This is a genomic window from Serratia sp. N21D137, from assembly GCF_047530005.1.
Lineage (GTDB): Bacteria > Pseudomonadota > Gammaproteobacteria > Enterobacterales > Enterobacteriaceae > Chania > Chania fonticola_B.
Window position 1 is genome coordinate 83,536 of sequence record NZ_JBLJAJ010000016.1, and the last position, 16,632, is coordinate 100,167.

General features: G+C 56.6%; 17 protein-coding genes and 1 pseudogene. 3 read left to right on the forward strand and 15 right to left on the reverse strand.

Going from position 1 to position 16,632, the window contains the following annotated elements; translation table 11 throughout:
• Positions 1–11 precede the first annotated feature (11 nt).
• The 4 genes from flgE to flgB form a co-directional block, all read right to left on the reverse strand.
• Positions 12–1,250 (reverse strand): flagellar hook protein FlgE, encoded by a 1,239-nt coding sequence (gene flgE / locus ACMV5H_RS14300; RefSeq protein ID WP_021805714.1) that lies wholly within the window; start codon positions 1,248–1,250, stop codon positions 12–14.
• 79 nt (positions 1,251–1,329) lie between these two features.
• Positions 1,330–2,043: a flagellar hook assembly protein FlgD gene (flgD, locus tag ACMV5H_RS14305; protein ID WP_021805715.1), complete on the reverse strand. Its 714-nt coding sequence runs from the start codon at positions 2,041–2,043 to the stop codon at positions 1,330–1,332.
• 15 nt (positions 2,044–2,058) lie between these two features.
• Positions 2,059–2,463 (reverse strand): flagellar basal body rod protein FlgC, encoded by a 405-nt coding sequence (flgC, locus tag ACMV5H_RS14310; RefSeq protein ID WP_021180939.1) that lies wholly within the window; start codon positions 2,461–2,463, stop codon positions 2,059–2,061.
• A 5-nt stretch (positions 2,464–2,468) separates the two neighbouring features.
• Positions 2,469–2,882 carry a flagellar basal body rod protein FlgB gene (gene flgB / locus ACMV5H_RS14315; RefSeq protein ID WP_414822014.1) on the reverse strand — a complete coding sequence of 138 codons (414 nt, stop codon included), beginning with the start codon at positions 2,880–2,882 and terminating at the stop codon, positions 2,469–2,471.
• 162 nt (positions 2,883–3,044) lie between these two features.
• Here flgB and flgA point away from each other — a divergent pair, with 162 nt between their 5' ends.
• The 3 genes from flgA (at position 3,045) to ACMV5H_RS14330 (ending at position 4,591) form a co-directional block, all read left to right on the forward strand.
• Positions 3,045–3,701: a flagellar basal body P-ring formation chaperone FlgA gene (gene flgA, locus ACMV5H_RS14320; RefSeq protein WP_021805716.1), complete on the forward strand. Its 657-nt coding sequence runs from the start codon at positions 3,045–3,047 to the stop codon at positions 3,699–3,701.
• A gap of 122 nt (positions 3,702–3,823) precedes the next feature.
• Positions 3,824–4,135: a flagellar biosynthesis anti-sigma factor FlgM gene (gene flgM, locus ACMV5H_RS14325; RefSeq protein WP_021805717.1), complete on the forward strand. Its 312-nt coding sequence runs from the start codon at positions 3,824–3,826 to the stop codon at positions 4,133–4,135.
• 21 nt (positions 4,136–4,156) lie between these two features.
• A complete protein-coding gene (locus ACMV5H_RS14330) occupies positions 4,157–4,591 on the forward strand; it encodes a flagella synthesis protein FlgN (protein ID WP_021805718.1) in 435 nt (144 codons plus the stop codon).
• 40 nt (positions 4,592–4,631) lie between these two features.
• On the opposite strand, the pseudogene ACMV5H_RS14335 reads toward ACMV5H_RS14330, so the two are convergent.
• The 11 genes and pseudogenes from ACMV5H_RS14335 to cheW all read right to left on the reverse strand — a co-directional run bounded on the left by ACMV5H_RS14335 (position 4,632) and on the right by cheW (position 16,611).
• Positions 4,632–5,574, reverse strand: a pseudogene (locus ACMV5H_RS14335) (Rpn family recombination-promoting nuclease/putative transposase).
• 83 nt (positions 5,575–5,657) lie between these two features.
• Positions 5,658–6,059, reverse strand: a complete 402-nt coding sequence (locus ACMV5H_RS14340) for a flagellar protein FlhE (RefSeq protein WP_021180933.1) — start codon at positions 6,057–6,059, stop codon at positions 5,658–5,660.
• Positions 6,059–8,137: a flagellar biosynthesis protein FlhA gene (flhA, locus tag ACMV5H_RS14345; protein WP_021180932.1), complete on the reverse strand. Its 2,079-nt coding sequence runs from the start codon at positions 8,135–8,137 to the stop codon at positions 6,059–6,061. The genes ACMV5H_RS14340 and flhA overlap by 1 nt, the downstream gene beginning before the upstream one ends.
• The gene (flhB, locus tag ACMV5H_RS14350) at positions 8,130–9,272 is read right to left on the reverse strand and encodes a flagellar biosynthesis protein FlhB (RefSeq protein WP_024485790.1); all 1,143 of its coding nucleotides are present in this window, start codon (positions 9,270–9,272) and stop codon (positions 8,130–8,132) included. Before flhB ends, flhA begins: the two co-directional genes overlap by 8 nt.
• 154 nt (positions 9,273–9,426) lie before the next feature.
• On the reverse strand, positions 9,427–10,071 hold the full coding sequence (cheZ, locus tag ACMV5H_RS14355) for a protein phosphatase CheZ (RefSeq protein WP_021180930.1): 645 nt from the start codon (positions 10,069–10,071) through the stop codon (positions 9,427–9,429).
• 14 nt (positions 10,072–10,085) lie between these two features.
• Complete coding sequence (cheY, locus tag ACMV5H_RS14360) at positions 10,086–10,475, reverse strand: chemotaxis response regulator CheY (RefSeq protein WP_021180929.1); 390 nt, start codon at positions 10,473–10,475, stop codon at positions 10,086–10,088.
• 49 nt (positions 10,476–10,524) lie between these two features.
• Positions 10,525–11,574 carry a protein-glutamate methylesterase/protein-glutamine glutaminase gene (locus tag ACMV5H_RS14365; protein ID WP_021180928.1) on the reverse strand — a complete coding sequence of 350 codons (1,050 nt, stop codon included), beginning with the start codon at positions 11,572–11,574 and terminating at the stop codon, positions 10,525–10,527.
• The gene (gene cheR / locus ACMV5H_RS14370; protein WP_414822015.1) at positions 11,574–12,446 is read right to left on the reverse strand and encodes a protein-glutamate O-methyltransferase CheR; all 873 of its coding nucleotides are present in this window, start codon (positions 12,444–12,446) and stop codon (positions 11,574–11,576) included. The genes ACMV5H_RS14365 and cheR overlap by 1 nt, the downstream gene beginning before the upstream one ends.
• 21 nt (positions 12,447–12,467) lie before the next feature.
• Positions 12,468–14,099: a methyl-accepting chemotaxis protein gene (locus tag ACMV5H_RS14375; protein WP_021180926.1), complete on the reverse strand. Its 1,632-nt coding sequence runs from the start codon at positions 14,097–14,099 to the stop codon at positions 12,468–12,470.
• An 88-nt stretch (positions 14,100–14,187) separates the two neighbouring features.
• Complete coding sequence (locus ACMV5H_RS14380; protein ID WP_021805721.1) at positions 14,188–15,855, reverse strand: methyl-accepting chemotaxis protein; 1,668 nt, start codon at positions 15,853–15,855, stop codon at positions 14,188–14,190.
• A gap of 255 nt (positions 15,856–16,110) precedes the next feature.
• Positions 16,111–16,611, reverse strand: a complete 501-nt coding sequence (gene cheW / locus ACMV5H_RS14385) for a chemotaxis protein CheW (RefSeq protein ID WP_021180924.1) — start codon at positions 16,609–16,611, stop codon at positions 16,111–16,113.
• Positions 16,612–16,632 lie beyond the last annotated feature (21 nt).

Sequence of the window (16,632 nt, forward strand, 5' to 3'; positions counted from 1 at the left end):
AATCAATCCTATTAGCGCAGGCTGACCAGCGTTTGCAGGATCGAATCCTGGGTTTTGATGGTTTGCGCGTTTGACTGGTAGTTACGCTGCGCGACGATCATGTTCACCAGTTCCTGACTCAGATCGACGTTGGAAGACTCCAGCGCGCCGCTGGTCAGTGAACCGAAACCGCCACCGCCCGCCAGGCCCACGCGTGGCTGACCTGAAGCACCGGTCTCCTTCCAGACGTTATCGCCCTGTGCGGCCAGCCCTTCCGGGTTGGAGAAGTTGGTCAACACGATCTGCCCCAGCAGTTGGGTCTGCTGGTTGTTGTATACCCCGACCACGGTGCCATCTTTATTGATCTGGAAACCCTGATATTCCCCGGTGGCGTAGCCGTCCTGGGAAATCTTGCTGACAGAGTCACTACCAACGTTCTGTTGCAGGCTACCGGCAAAGCTCAGGTTAAAGTTTTGCGCCAGCGCGCCGTCTTTAGCCGACATTGGCACGACCAGGTTGAATGGCGTGGCGCTTGGTGTGCCATCTGGCTTCAACGTGCCGGTCAGCGTACCGCTGTTGTCAAAGTTCAGGCTGCCCGCTTTGGCAGACGGAGCACCCGGCACGCTGCCGTCCTGGGTGTAAACGTCCCACTTGTTATCAGCCGTTTTTACAAAGTAGGCGTTGATGTTGTGTGCATTGCCCAGGGTGTCGTAGGTGGTAATGGTGTTGACGTAGTTAAACGAGTCGGTCTTGTTGGGATCGAACGGCGTCACCGCCGGTGGCTTATGGGTCGATTTCAGGTTGGCCACCATATTGCCGCTGGTGCTGGCTTTGGCGTTCATCATCCCTTCAGGAATGCTCAGCGGTACCGGATCGGCCCCCTGCTGGATGGTGGGCGGTGAGCCAGCCGCCGGGTAGCCGGTCAGGCTCAACCCTTGCATGTTGGTGATGTTGCGGTTGGCATCCATGATGAACTGCCCATTACGCGTATAGAAGATGCCGCCATCGGCGTCTTGCATACGGAAGAAGCCGTTCTGGCTGATGGCGATATCCATTGCCCGGTTGGTGTTGGTGGTAGTACCACCGTTGAAGTTCTGGGTGATCCCCGCCACTTTCACCCCTAGCCCGACCTGCGAGCCGGCAAACATATCGGCAAAGGATACGCTGCCGGATTTGAAGCCGTAGGTGGCGGAGTTGGCGATGTTGTTACCAATCACATCCAGGTTGGTTGCAGCCGCGTTTAAACCGCTGACCGCTTGAGAAAAAGCCATGTCGTTCTCCGAAATAGGTCATTTAAAAAGGTGTCTTCAGGATCGAGGGATCCATAGCCGACGTGGAAAATCACTGCGCTTAGTTTGACGAACCCAGTTTGGACAGGATCAGGCGCACGTCATCCAGCGTTGAAGTCCCCGCCACGCCCAGATCCAGTTTTGCCCCGTCCGTTCCGCGCGTGACGCCGTTAACCATGGCGAAACGCAGTGGTTGCGCCACCAACTGCTCACCGCCGTTTTTGGCGTTGATCGCCACGGTGTAAGAACCGTCGGGCGCATTGGTGCCATCTTCCAGCGAACCGTCCCAGGAGAAGGAGTGCACACCGGCGGTTAGCCCGCCCAGATCGATGGTACGAACCACTTTGCCGGTGGCATCGCTGATGGTCGCCGTCACCGCATCGGCAGTGCGTTCCAGCTCGATGCCAAACGGCGTGGTGCTGACCTTGCCAGCGTCATTACCCACCAGGATCTCCTTGCCCGGCACCATCACACCGTGGCCAATCAGCGAACTGGCCTGGATTGACTGGTTGCCGCTAATCTGGCCGGAGATCGACCCCAGCGTGGTGTTGAGCTTCTCGATCCCACTAACCGTATTGATTTGAGCCAGTTGGGTTGTCAGTTCGTTGTTTTGCATCGGGTTGGTGGGGTCCTGGTTTTTCAACTGGGCCACCAACAGCGTCAGGAAGTTTTTGTTCAAGTCCTGGCTGGCGCTGTTACCATTCACGCCATTCTTGGCGTTGGCACCGGCGATGCTGTTGTCGAGTGATTCATTGGTGGTGGCGGCAATGGCCATAAATAAAAGCTCCGGTTACTGACCCAGCGTCAGGGTTTTCATCAACATGGATTTGGTGGTATTCAACACTTCGACGTTGGCCTGATAGCTGCGCGAGGCCGAAATGGTGTTGACCATTTCCCCGACAACATCGACGTTGGGCATCCGCACATAGCCTTTGGCATCCGCCAGCGGGTTGCCCGGCTGAAACACCAAACGCTCCGGTGAGGGATCGTCAACCACCTGAGCGACACGCACGCCACCGGTCGACTGGCCCGGAGCTGCTGCAACCTCAAACACCACCTGTTTGGCCCGATAAGGCTGGCCGTCCGGGCCGGTGGCGCTGTCGGCGTTGGCCATATTGCTGGCGCTGACGTTCAGACGTTGGGATTGTGCAGACAGGGCCGAGCCGGAAATATCAAAAATATTCAATAACGACATGGGAATTATCCTCCTTGCAGCACGGACATCATGCCTTTGATCTGGCCGTTCAACAGCGTCAGGTCGGTTTGATATTTCAGGCTGTTATCGGCAAAGTTGGTGCGTTCACGGTCCATATCCACCGTGTTGCCGTCCAGGGAAGGCTGATCCGGCACGCGGAACATGAGATCCAGCGACGGTGGCTGCATATTCTGCGCCGGGATATGGCGTGCCGAGGTCAGATTCAGCGCCACGCCGCTGCCGTTGACGCGCCCCTGCGCCATGACCTTGTTCAGTTGGCTGGCGAAATCGATATCACGAGCCTGATAGCCCGGCGTATCTGCGTTGGCGATGTTGGCCGCCAGGATTTCCTGCCGCTGGGCGCGCAGGTTCAGCGCCTCCTGGCCAAAACGCAGAGCAGCGTCCAATTTGTCGAGCATGATCCCTCCGCGAGGTTAGAATTTGGAGCCGACAGCATAAACGCCCTATCTGTCAGCCTATCGTGGGAATAAGGGCAAAATGCGTCGCTATTTGTCTGCTTAGCCTGCGCGCGTAACGGTTACACTTGTTCCCCTGTGGTCGCTGCGTCTGTGAGGCAAAATATGAAAAGGATCCTGCTGTTGGTCGGCTTGCTGATCGGCCTGAACGCGCACGCCGAGGGCCTGGACGGACAGGTGGAGAGCTTTATCAAGTCCCAATTTGCCACCAGTGCCAACGTGACCGACGTCAAAGTGTTGGTGCGCACGCCAGCAAGCCGTTGGCCGCAGTGCGAATTGCCGCAGCTTTCGATGCCTCAGAATGCTCGCCGCTGGGGTAACATCAGCATCTCGGCCCGTTGTGGCCAGGAGCGGCGTTTCATTCAGGCACAGGTGCAACTGATGGGGCATTATCTGGTGGCCGCACGGGGGATCAGTGCGGGCAGCAAACTCACTGCAGATGATATCAAGCTGAAAACCGGCCGATTAGACACCCTGCCGCCACGTACCCTGACCGATAACGCCAAGGCGATCGGTGCCGTCAGCCTGCGCAATATCAGCCCTGGGCAGCCGTTAAATACGGTCATGCTAAGACGGGCCTGGGCGGTCAAGGCCGGGCAAACGGTACAGGTGTTGGCGCAGGGTGATGGGTTTAATATCAGCGGTGCTGGGAAAGCGATGACCAACGCCGCCGCCGAAGACAGCGTGCGCGTACGCATGGTCTCCGGGCAAATTGTTAGCGGCATTGCCAATGTTGATGGCACAATTCGTATTACTTTATAAAAAAATAAAGCTTTGCCAATACTTGTCGATAACAAAGTCATAGCAGCACTTATCCGGCCACCAGGGCCACAGATTTGAACTCCCCGTTGCCTAGGCGACGGTGGTACAGATGGAGATTGAACATGAGTATCGATCGTACCCAACGGTTGCAACCCGTGCCCACGGTACAGCCGCGAGAAACACAATCAGACAACGCAGTTCAGGCGCGCAAAAAAGTCACGGCGGAAACCTCGGTCAGCGGTACCCAGGTTAAGCTGAGTGATGCACAGGCCCGCCTGATGCAGCCGGGCAGCCAAGATATCAATATGGAGCGAGTGGAAAGCATCAAGCAGGCGATCCGCAACGGCGAATTGAAGATGGATACCGGCAAGATTGCCGATGCCTTGTTACAAGACGTGCAAAGCGAATGGCAGTCCGGCGCCGATCGGGGTTAACACCAAGGGTGAGTCATTGATATGGAAAACCTGGCACAATTGCTGGATAAGCTGCTGGACACCTTGCAGGCGTTAGGCACGGTGCAGACGGAAGAGCACGCTTTACTGTGCTCGAAAACTTTGGCTGGCGTGGCTTTGCAGCGCGTGACAGATGCTAAAAGCCAACTGCTGGCGACGGTCAATTATCTGGACCAACAGCGGCTGGAGATGGAACGGCTGCAACACTGCCAAGCACCTTATGAGGGCCAACCGCAGTTGGCGTCCCGCTGGCAGCAAGTGCAACAGCAAAGCCTGCAACTGCGCGAACAGAATCACCATAACGGCATGCTGCTCAATCACCATATTGAGCACAATACGCAGGCGCTGGCGATTTTAAACAAGCAGAATAAATCGCTGTACGGCCCCGATGGTCAGTCCCGTGCGGGGAGCCTGCTGGGCCGTAAGATTGGGGTTTGAACACGATCAACCAACTAACACCGGCAATTTCCCACAGATGTTAGTGGTGAAGTTGTGCCAAATCGTCTGCGGAAAGGCCGGTTAATTTCATCACTACAGCACGGTCAAAGCCATCGGCCAGCATGGCACTCGCAATGTTCAAGACGGTTGCCCGTGCCTGCTCCATACCCTTCTCAATACCTTGTTCGATACCTTGCTCCATGCCTTTCTTGAAGCCTTTTTGCTCGAGATATTCTGCAATGGTCATCAATTCCTCCTCGTGCCGTGGTGTACGACGGGCCAACTCACGGATCAGCTTATCCGGTTCGGTCGTGTTCCCCACCTGCAACATGTAGTTCACCAACGAGATCAATTGCTCATTGGTAGTGTACCCAAACGATAATAATGTGACCAGTCGTTCCTTTATTTCGAATAGGTCACGCTGGCGCACGTGTTTTTGCAGCAGTTCCAAGGTAGCCATACGGCGGTGCTGCATGATGTCATCGTCCGGTATGACGGTGACGTCAACCAATGGGAAATGTCCAGCATAAAGCTGCCTGGCCAAATCAGGTTCACTGAATTCTTCCAGCCAGCTCATCGAATAGGGATAAGGCGTCACCTGGCCGTGATAAAACAGGGTTGGGATCACTAGGGGAAGTTGATCGTGACCCGTATCAAGGTGGCGTTGCATTGCAGCGATCGCATAACGTATTAAACGAAATGCCATATGCTTATCAGGGCTGCTTTGGTGTTCGATCAAAACGTATACATACGCGTCTCCCCTCTCAGTACGTAATGAGTAGAGCACGTCAGAGTAACTGGCTCGCAGATTGCTTTCGATAAAACTGCCGGATTCAAGTTTTAGCGTACTCAAATCGCAATATTGCAGCAAGACCGACGGCAGGTGTAACTCCAGAAAGTCTCTGGCCGTGTCTGGGTTAGTGAGGAAATTTTTTAAATACCGCGTCATGCGATACAGAGGTGGTTTTTTTCATGTTGGTCATCCTGGACTTAACATGAAAAAACCTACCACAGGCTTTTATTACTTCATATTACTGCCGCCTTAATGCTGGATCCGACTCGCAACTCATTGGTAATTCACAATCACCTGATTAGAGATCGCCCGCAGCGGAGGGTTTAACGCGCCGCGAGACTTCACGTAATAAATGAAGCGGAACTCGCTGTCTGCGGGAATACCGTTGAAAGCCTCACTGCGGCCACTGCCCGCGCCGAGCGGTAGGCAGCGTGACGAGGTGCAAAGCTGTACCTCTAATCCGGCAGGCGCGCCTGCCAGCAACTGATAACGCCAGCTTACACTGGTCACCCGAGCCTCGGCCGCCGGTGGATTAGCTGGCCGCAGGCTGGGGGAGACATCACGCACGCTCCCCGTTTCCAGCGTGACGCCGCTGGCATCGGCAGCCCAAGACCCCGACACCGCTTGCGCAGCCAGCGGAGCGAACAACACCAACAAAGGAAGGAAAGCTTTCATCAGGCGGCTCCTATGGTTGAGGTCATGCGGATCTGACGCTCATCGTTGATTTCCAGGTTCGACAGCACCACCAGCTGCGGCAAGGTTCGGCGCAGGAAGCGCGCCAGCAGGGCACGTAACGCGTGGTTTACCAGCAGCACCGGCGGTGCACTGAGCATTTCCTGACGTTGCAGCGCCTGCCTGGCCTGATCCAACAAGCGGTCCGCCAGCCCCGGCTCAAGACCTCCGCCCCCTTGCAGGGCCTGCAACAGCAGGCGCTCAAGCGGCGTATCCAGACCAATGACCTGGATCTCACCGTTACCCGGGAACCACTGCTGAGTGATAGCCCGCCCAAGCGCCACCCGCACCACGGAGGTCAGTTCGAAAGGATCGCTTTGCGTTGGCGCATGTTCCGCCAGCGTTTCTATAATGGTACGCATATCGCGAATCGACACCCGCTCAGCCAGCAGATTCTGTAGCACCTTGTGCAGCGTAGTCAGCGAAACTACGCCAGGGACAAAATCTTCCGTCAGCTTCGGCATTTCCTGCGAGACACGATCCAACAGTTGCTGGGTTTCCTGGCGACCAAACAGCTCGCTGGCAAATTGACCAAGCAAATGGTTGAGGTGAGTGGCAACAACGGTGCTGGCTTCCACCACCGTGAACCCCTGGATCTGCGCCTGTTCACGCAGTGCGCTATCGATCCACACTGCCTCCAGTCCGAAGGCCGGATCGACGGTTTTGTCACCGGCCAGCTCACCCACCGCATTGCCCGGATTTATCGCCAGCCAGCGCCCCGGATGTGCCTCACCGCTACCGATCTCCACCCCTTTCATCAGAATGCGGTAACTGGCCGCCGACAGTTCGAGGTTGTCGCGAATATGCACCACCGGTGGCAAATAGCCCGTATCCTGAGCGAATTTTTTACGGATGCCACGAATACGCCCCAGCAACTCGCCGTTTTGCTGAAAGTCCACCATAGGGATCAGGCGGTAACCGACTTCCATGCCCAACGGATCCTCCAGCTGTACATCAGACCAACTGGCCTCCACCGCCTGCGGATTTTCCTGCGGCAGCGGCGGTTCTTTGACTTTCGGCGCCTGCTGTTCACGCCCGCGCAGCCGCCAGGCCAACGCCAGCAGTGCCGCCGTAAACAGCAGGAACACCAGGTTTGGCATCCCCGGAACCATCCCCAACAGCCCCAACACCGCAGCACTCAACACCATCACGCGCGGATTGTTGAACAACTGGTTGACCATCTGCTCGCCAACGTCCTCATCGGTCGCTACGCGAGTGACGATCACACCGGCCGCCGTCGAGATCACCAACGCCGGGATCTGGGCGACCAGGCCATCACCGATGGTCAGCAAAGTATAGGTTTCAGCCGCGGTACCCAACTCCATGCCGTGCTGGATCACGCCGACCAACAGGCCGCCTACTACGTTAATCACCATGATCATCAAGCCTGCTACCGCGTCACCGCGCACAAACTTGCTGGCCCCGTCCATCGAACCGTAGAAATCCGCTTCCTGCGTCACTTCGGAACGGCGCTTTTTAGCCTCGTCTTCGCCGATCAGCCCGGCGTTCAGATCGGCATCGATCGCCATCTGTTTGCCCGGCATCCCATCAAGGACAAAACGGGCACCCACTTCGGCAATACGCCCGGCCCCTTTGGTGATCACCATAAAGTTGATCAGCACCAGGATGATAAACACCACGATACCGATGGCGAAGTTGCCCCCCACCAGGAAGTGACCGAACGCTTCAACCACCCGCCCCGCCGCCGCCGCACCGGTATGCCCCTCCATCAGGATGATCCTCGTGGAAGCGACGTTCAGCGATAGGCGTAACAGGGTTGAGAACAGCAGGATGGTTGGGAATGCGGCGAACTCCAGCGTCCGCTGGGTAAACATCGCCACCAACAGCACCATGATCGACAAGGCAATATTGAAGGTAAACAGCAGATCGAGGATAAATGCCGGTAATGGCAGCACCATCATCGACAGGATCATCAGGATCAGTATCGGGCCAGCTAGCACCTGCCACTGCGTATCTTTAAAATTACCCGGCAAACGAAGCAGGGAGGCCAAATTAGCCATCTGAGTTATTCTCTCCAGCAAAATCCAGTGCTTCCGGCACCGGTAAACGTTGAGGTTTTTTCGGGATCAGGCCACCTTCACGCTGCCAACGGCGCAGCTGGTAGACCCATGCCAGGACCTCGGCCACCGCGGCATACAAGGTCGTGGGAATGTGTTGCCCAATCTCACTGTGACGGTATAGCGCCCGCGCCAGCGGCGGAGCTTCCAGGGTTGGAATACGGTGTTCGTTCGCCAATTCACGGATACGCAAGGCAATCTCCCCTGCCCCTTTGGCAAGGACTTTTGGCGCACTCATGTTCTTGTCGTTGTATTGCAATGCCACGGCGTAATGTGTCGGGTTGGTGACGATCACGTCGGCCTTCGGCACGTCGGACATCATGCGGCGGCGAGAGATGGCCCGCTGTTGCTGGCGAATACGCCCTTTGACATGGGGATCGCCTTCCTGCTGCTTATGTTCGTCGCGGATTTCCTGCTTGGTCATCTTCAATTTCTTGAAGTGGCTCCAGAGCTGATAAAACACGTCGAAGGCCACCATTGGCACCAACCCAAGGACGATCAACATACCGCAGAAAATCACGATCTGTAGCGCATTGCGCAGTGCATCCTGCGGCTGCTGCGTAACCAGATGCAGCATCGCCGCCCAGTTGTGCCACAGGTAAAGCCCTGCCACCCAACCCACTAGCGTCGCTTTGAGAATGGCCTTCAGCAACTCTGCCAGCACCTGGGTCGAGAACATCCGTTTTAATCCGGAGATAGGGTTCATGCGCTTGGCATCAAACTTAAGGCTGAAGCCCACGCCGCCCAGTAGCATCGGGGCCGACAGCGCCACCAGCACCAATCCGGCCAGGATCGGCATCAGCGCCCACACCGCTTGACGCAGTAACATCGCAAACTGGCGCAGCATCTGCTTATCGTTGCTGACCATGTTGTGATCAAAATGCAGTCCTTCCGATAACATCCTCGCCAACTGTTGCGCCATATGGCCACCCGCGACCCACAAGATCGACAACCCCGCAATCAGCATCAGGATCGAGGTCAGCTCGCGCGAACGCGCAATCTGCCCCTCTTCACGCGCCTTTTCCAGCCGGTGGGGTGTGGGGGCCTCAGTTTTTTCCATATCACTGTCTTCGGCCAAGGCGAGGGTTCCCATTGCGTGCGAAGAATAGAATTGCCGCCAGCATGCCAAAAAAATGCGGATTTCATTGCGGGAACAACGGCGCAAAAGGCCGGTTATTTCGGGGATGGGCTAGCGAAAAGATTTAGGGCGCAGTGTGCGCCCTAATAAATGATCAAAAACCCAGGCTGTCGAGCAGATCGTCCACCTGGGCCTGATTGGCAATTACGCCAGCCCCGTTCTGATCCAGCTGCGGGCCATTGAGCAGGCTGTCGTTCGGCCTTTTCTCTTTGGCTGGCTGATCCGGGATGTTTTCCATCAGTACCATCAGCAGTTGCTTTTCAATCTCCTGCACCACGTCCATCATGCGCTTGATCACCTGGCCGGTAAGATCCTGGAAATCCTGCGCCATCATGATCTCCAGCAACTGGGCGTTGGTGAATGCGGTGTGCTCCGGCACCCGATCCAGATACTGACGGGTATCCGTCACCAGTGAACGGGCATCAGCCAGCTCGATGGGATTGGCAAACCACTCGTCCCAGCGCCCTTTTAGCATATTGGCCTGCGACTCCAACTCCGCCTGGCGGGGTTGTGCCGCTTCCACGCAGTTGAGCGCTCGTTCCGCCGCCTGCGCCGTCATGGTGACCACATAATCAAGACGGTCGCGTGCGTCCGGGATCGCTTCGGCAGCCTGAGCGATAGCCTGATCTAGCCCCAGCTCACGCATGCTGTCACGCAGCATGCGGGTCAGTTGACCGATACGGGAGATGATCTCACCCGCTGTCGCTGCATCGCTGGCAGGCATTGGAATATCTCTCATCGCCCTCTCCTTTTTTACATGCCCAGTTTTTCAAAGATCTTGTTGAGCTTCTCTTCCAGCGTCGCCGCCGTGAAGGGTTTCACCACGTAACCGCTGGCACCCGCCTGAGCGGCAGCAATAATGTTCTCTTTCTTGGCTTCCGCCGTCACCATCAATACCGGCATTGACGCCAGCGCGCCGTCGGCACGGATGGTTTGCAGCAGCTCGAGGCCATCCATGTTCGGCATATTCCAGTCTGATACCACGAAATCGAAGCTGCCGGCGCGCAGTTTGTTCAACGCATCCGCCCCGTCTTCCGCCTCTTCGACGTTGTTAAAACCCAGTTCTTTCAGCAAATTTCTGACGATGCGGCGCATGGTGGAAAAATCATCCACCACCAGAAATTTAAGGTTTTTGTCTGCCATTATTGCTCCTAAGGTTAATCGTTTTTGCCCCGAGGTTCGGGGCATAACATCAAATACGCAGCGCCTGACCACCCGCGATCTGCGCCAACATGCGTTGGCTCATGCGCTCCAATTCCACTACTTCATTGACTCCGCCGGTGGCAATAGCCTCACGTGGCATGCCAAACACCACACAGCTGGCTTCGTTCTGCGCCAGGGTGTACGCCCCGGCACGGTGCATTTCCAGCATGCCAGCCGCACCGTCATTCCCCATGCCGGTGAGGATCACCCCCACCGCATTGCGCCCGGCAAACTGGGCCACCGAGCGGAACAGCACATCGACCGAAGGACGATGCCGGTTCACCGGCGGGCCATCATGCAGCCGAACCTGATAGTTGGCGCCGCTGCGCGTCAGCTCCAGATGACGATCTCCCGGCGCGATATAGGCATGGCCCGGCAAGACGCGCTCGCCGTCTTCGGCTTCTTTCACCGTGATCTGGCACAGCTTGTTGAGCCGCTCGGCAAATGAACGGGTAAAACCGGGCGGCATATGCTGGGTGATCAATAACGCCGGGCTGGTAGCCGGTAACGGCTGCAAGACGTGGCGGATTGCCTCAGTCCCTCCGGTAGACGCCCCGATAGCGATCAGCTTCTCACTGCTCAACAACGGCGTATGGCTGAGGATCTCCGGAGCCGGTGCCGTTGAACGCTGTGGCAGACGCGCCTTGGCCGCCGTGCGGATTTTTTCGGCAATCAACTCGCTATAGGCCAGCATGCCTTCGCGGATCCCGAGTTGCGGCTTGGTGACAAAATCCACCGCGCCCAGTTCCAACGCCCGTAGGGTGATCTCCGATCCCTTTCCGGTCAGCGACGACACCATCACCACCGGCATCGGCCGCAGGCGCATCAGTTTCTCCAGAAAATCCAGCCCGTCCATACGCGGCATTTCGACGTCCAGCGTCAGCACCTGCGGGTTGAATTTCTTGATCAGATCGCGCGCCACCAGCGGATCGGGGGCGGTCGCCACCATCTCCATATCGGGATGGCTATTGACAATCTCGGTCATCAGCTGCCGCATCAGGGCAGAGTCGTCTACGCTTAATACGCTGATTTTATTCATTACCTCTCCTTGGTCAGGCCATACACGGTCTGCCCACGCAAGTAGAAATCCCGGCTGATCTGGCTGAAGTTTTCGGAATGGCCGGCAAACATCAGGCCCCCCGGTTTAAGCAGCGGCACAAAGCGCCGCAAAATGCGCTCTTGTGTTTCCTTGTCAAAATAGATCATCACGTTACGGCAAAATATCGCATCAAACTGCCCCGGCAACGCCCATTCAGGGGCCAGCAGATTGAGCGGCTGAAAATGCACCTGTGCCGCCAGTTCTGGCCGAACCCGTACCAGACCATGGTGAGGCCCGGTCCCTCGCAGGAAATAACGCTGCATCTGCGCCGGTGTCAGGGTGCGCAGATCTTCCTGGCGATACACCCCCGCTTCGGCCTTTTCCAATACCTGAGTATCGATATCGCTGGCCCACACCTGCGTTCCCGTCGCCCTCTGCCCTAGCGCCTCATTCAAGGTAATGGCAATCGAGTAAGGCTCCTCACCGGTCGAGGCGGCGGTACTCCACACGCTGTAGCCGTTGGGCCGCGAACGCGCATGTTCCGCCAGGATCGGGAAATGATGCGCCTCACGGAAAAACGCCGTCAGGTTGGTGGTCAGGGCGTTGATGAATGCCTGCCATTCAGCGCTGTTGCTATCGCTTTCCAACAACACCAGATAGCTACCAAAATCGGATATTCCCAGCAGCCGCAGACGACGCACCAGACGGTTGTAAACCATCTCGCGTTTGTGCTCTGCCAGCACAATACCGGCACGCTGATAGATCAACTGGCTGATCCGTCGGAAATGCACATCCGACAGGGGCAGCCGTTGCACCATCTGTGTCAGCAAAGACTGAGACTCTTTATTGGTGGGTGAAGAGGAACCACTCATAGCCCTTCACCCAATTGGTTGTTACTTGCCATACAATTCGACACTAGTTGCTTCCTTTGCCACTGATAAAACTCCGTTGTTAAGGCTGTCTGATAAGGTGATGTTGTCGTCCGCAAGACGGAATACCGCTACCGCATCGGCCAGCGTAATCGCCTGCTCTTCCAATGCCGCCGCCGCAGAGGCCGCTTGTTCCACTAGCGCGGCGTTCTGTTGCGTCACCTGATCCATCTGGGTCACGGCCTGAGTGACCTGCTCGATACCGCGGCTTTGCTCATCGGAAGCCGAGGAGATCTCGCCCATAATGTCGGTAACGCGGGTCACCGAACGCACGATATCCTTCATCGTGGCACCGGAGTCTTCGACCAGCACCGACCCTTGCTTAACACGGCCAACCGACTCATCGATCAGCACTTTGATTTCTTTCGCTGCCTGAGCGCTACGCTGAGCCAGATTGCGCACCTCTGCGGCCACCACGGCAAAACCACGCCCTTGTTCCCCCGCCCGCGCAGCTTCAACCGCCGCGTTCAACGCCAGGATGTTGGTCTGGAAGGCAATACCGTCGATCACGCTGGTAATGGCACCAATTTTCTGCGAGCTGCTGGCAATATCGTGCATGGTGGTGACCACCTCGTCGGCCATTTCCCCGCCCTTGGCAGCGGTGGCTGAAGCATCGCGCGCCAGCTTTGAGGCCTGGCGGGCATTGTCGGCGTTCTGTTTCACCGTAGCGGTTAACTGCTCCATGCTGGCGGCAGATTCTTCCAGCGATGCGGCTTGCTGCTCGGTGCGGGAAGAGAGATCGTTATTGCCTTCCGAAATCTCCTGTAGCCCGATCAGGATCGACTCGGCGCCTTCGCGCACCGCGCCGACTGTGCCAATCAACGAGTTCTGCATGCGGTGCAGGCTGGCAAACAACATGCTGATCTCGTTGCGGCCATACACCTGGATCGGCGTGGCCAGGTTGCCGTCGGCGATACGGTCAAAGTGGCTGCGCATAATATTCAGCGGCTGAACCAACATATTGCGTAACCACCACATGGCGCTGGCGGTCACCAGGATCAGCATCAGCACTGCGCCGCACACCAGCCAACCGGCCAGCGTAAAGGAGCGCTGGTTGGCCGCATTGGCCTGGGCGATATTTTCGTTGACCAGTTGCAGGTACTGGACGAAGTCGGCTTCGAAAAGGTCCTGCATTTTCTGTGTAGGTTGATCCATAAAGCCCTGCAGGTTGCCGCCCTCCAGGAAGACAATCAGTTCGCGCAGCGCACCGCGTAGCCGCTCATAGCTGGCTTGGGTGGTTTCTGTCAGTTGCTGCTCCTGGTCGCTGTTACGCGAGACGGCCAGGAACTGATTAAAATAGAGATCGGCTTTCTGCAACGAACTGCGGGCGTTGCCCATCAGCGCATCGACCTGTTCTTGCGGTACTTTCAGCGCTGCACGGGTGCCGGCCCGGTTCAAGGTGTTACGTGCCTGTAGCAGCGAAACCCAGCTCAGGCTGAGGGCATCACGCTGCTGGCTACCCAGACTAATCAGATTAAGATTGTGGTTATCGGAGCGGGAAGCGGTATACGACAAGCCGGTGCTAATCAGTTGCATCAGACAAAAGGTCAGCAGTAATAAAAACAGACTGGTAGAGATACGGACTCGGTTAAACACGATAAACCTCCAGGTAGCCGCGGTTTAACACGACTTAGGACGGAAAAAAGGGCCACGATCTCGCAGGGAGAACGCAGCCCAATGCCGGTTAGAACGTTTCCCAGTTCTCCTGCGGATCGCTGGCGTTCATTTTTTTATGATTGATTACCGGGGTAACGACTTTACTGTTGGCGGATGACTTGAACTCGTTTTGGCCTTCCGCTTTCAGTCGGAATACCGCAACGGACTGGGTCAAGCGGCTGGCCTGCTCTTCCAGAGCTGCCGCCGCAGAGGCCGATTCTTCGACCAAAGAGGCGTTCTGTTGAGTGACGCGATCCATTTCGGCAACCGCCTGGCCAACCTGATCGATACCACGGCTTTGCTCGTCGGAGGCCGAAGCGATTTCACCCATGATGTCGGTGACGCGGGTGACGGCATTGACGATATCGCCCATGGTTTCACCGGCGCTTTCCACCAGCACCGAGCCCATATCGACGCGGCTAACCGAGTCTTCAATCAGGCCTTTGATCTCTTTGGCTGCCTGCGCGCTGCGGCTTGCCAGGTTACGTACCTCCCCGGCAACCACGGCAAAACCACGGCCCTGCTCACCGGCACGGGCAGCTTCAACTGCCGCATTCAACGCCAGGATATTGGTCTGGAAGGCGATGCCGTCGATCACGCTGGTAATGTCGGCAATTTTCTGCGAACTGCCCGCGATGTCGTGCATGGTTTGCACCACGTTGGCGACCACTTTGCCGCCTTTCTGCGCGGTTTCTGAGGCGCTCAACGCCAGTTGGCTGGCCTGACGGGCGTTTTCGGCGTTCTGTTTCACCGTCGCGGTCAACTGCTCCATGCTGGCGGCGGTTTCTTCCAGCGAGGCGGCCTGCTGTTCGGTACGGGAAGAGAGATCGTTGTTACCTGCGGCAATCTCGGAAGCACCGCTGTAGATGGCATCGGCCCCCTGACGCACGCCGCTGACGGTGTCAATCAGTTCGCCTTGCATGTGCCTAAGGCTGGCTGCCAGCACGCCCATTTCGTTGCGGCTGTTGACGTCGATTTGGTGAGTCAAATCGCCTGCGGCGATCAGTTTGATGTGCTCAATCATACGGTTGAGTGGGCGCACCAGAATATGGTGGATGCCGAACCAAACCATGGCGATCACCGCAACCACCAGTACCAGCACCACGACCAACGTCCAAACGGCGAATTCGAAAGAGCTGTCGCCATCTTCGACCGCGATCTGGTATAGCTTGTCGTTCTGAGTCAGGTAGCGGTTATAGAGCTGTTCAAATTCAGTCTGATAACGTTGAGTGGGCTGTTCGAAGAAGGCGTCCAGCTTGCCGTCACCCAACAGTGTGACCAGTTCCGACAACGCAGTGTGCAGAGTGGTATAGCGTTGCTTGAGTTCGTCTGCCGCTGCGGCATCCTGGCGAGCATCCAGAGGGATTTTTTCATAGGCAGTGTAGTGCTGTTCCGCCATGCTCAAGGTGTTTTTCGCCGAGACCAGCAGTTCATCAACGGTGGCACCGGTGCCCGCTTTATTGAGGTCCATCATGTAGCGGATCCCGGCACGATTGAGGGTATTGCGGGTTTGCAGCAGGTTTACCCAGCTTTCATTCAGTTCTGACTGCTGCTGTCGGATAGTTTGCAGTACGGTAAAATTCTCTTTGTTATCTTTCAGCGAAGTGAAAAACAGCCCACCGGAAACCAGCTGCAAGGCACCGAATAACACCAGCACCAGCAATAAGCTGGTGACCACCTTCATACGATTAAACATTTTTACCCTTCTTGGAAGCCCGCACAGACAAGTGCTGTGTACGTTAACTGTCTGGGTTATCGGCGTGGCAGAAGAGAACTTTAAGAAAAATCTGTAACTATTTTTTTGTATTGTGCGGAGGGTAAGATTTTAACTCGGTGAGGGGCCCGTTGAGCGCAGGGATGCGCGATACGAGCCCCCAGGGACGGATTTACGGCGTGTCGGCGTTCTGCATTATCCCCACCTGTTGAGCCTTGACAAACAGCTACTCAGCAATCAGGCGCTTTTCGCTACGTTGTCCACCAGAGACATCTCTTCGCTGCTCAGCAGCTTTTCGATATCCACCAGGATCAGCATACGTTCACCGAGCGACCCCAGACCGGTGAGATATTCCGTCGCCAACGTAACCGCGAACTCAGGGGCCGGGCGGATCTGATCCGTCGTTAACGACAGCACATCAGACACGCCATCTACCACGATACCCACCACCCGCTGGCCAAAGTTCAGCACGATCACCACGGTGTTTTCATCATAAGAGACGTCCTGCTGGGCAAACTTCACGCGCAGATCGATAATCGGCACGATCACCCCACGCAGATTGGTCACGCCCTTGATAAACGCCGGGGTGTTGGCGATGCGCGTTACCTGATCGTAACCGCGGATCTCCTGAACCTTGAGGATATCAATGCCATACTCTTCGTTACCCAAGGTAAAAATCAGGAACTCCTGACCTACCGTTTCGCCCGCCAGTTTGCTGACGGCTGCCAGTCCTGCCATTTCGATCACCTTTAAATCAGT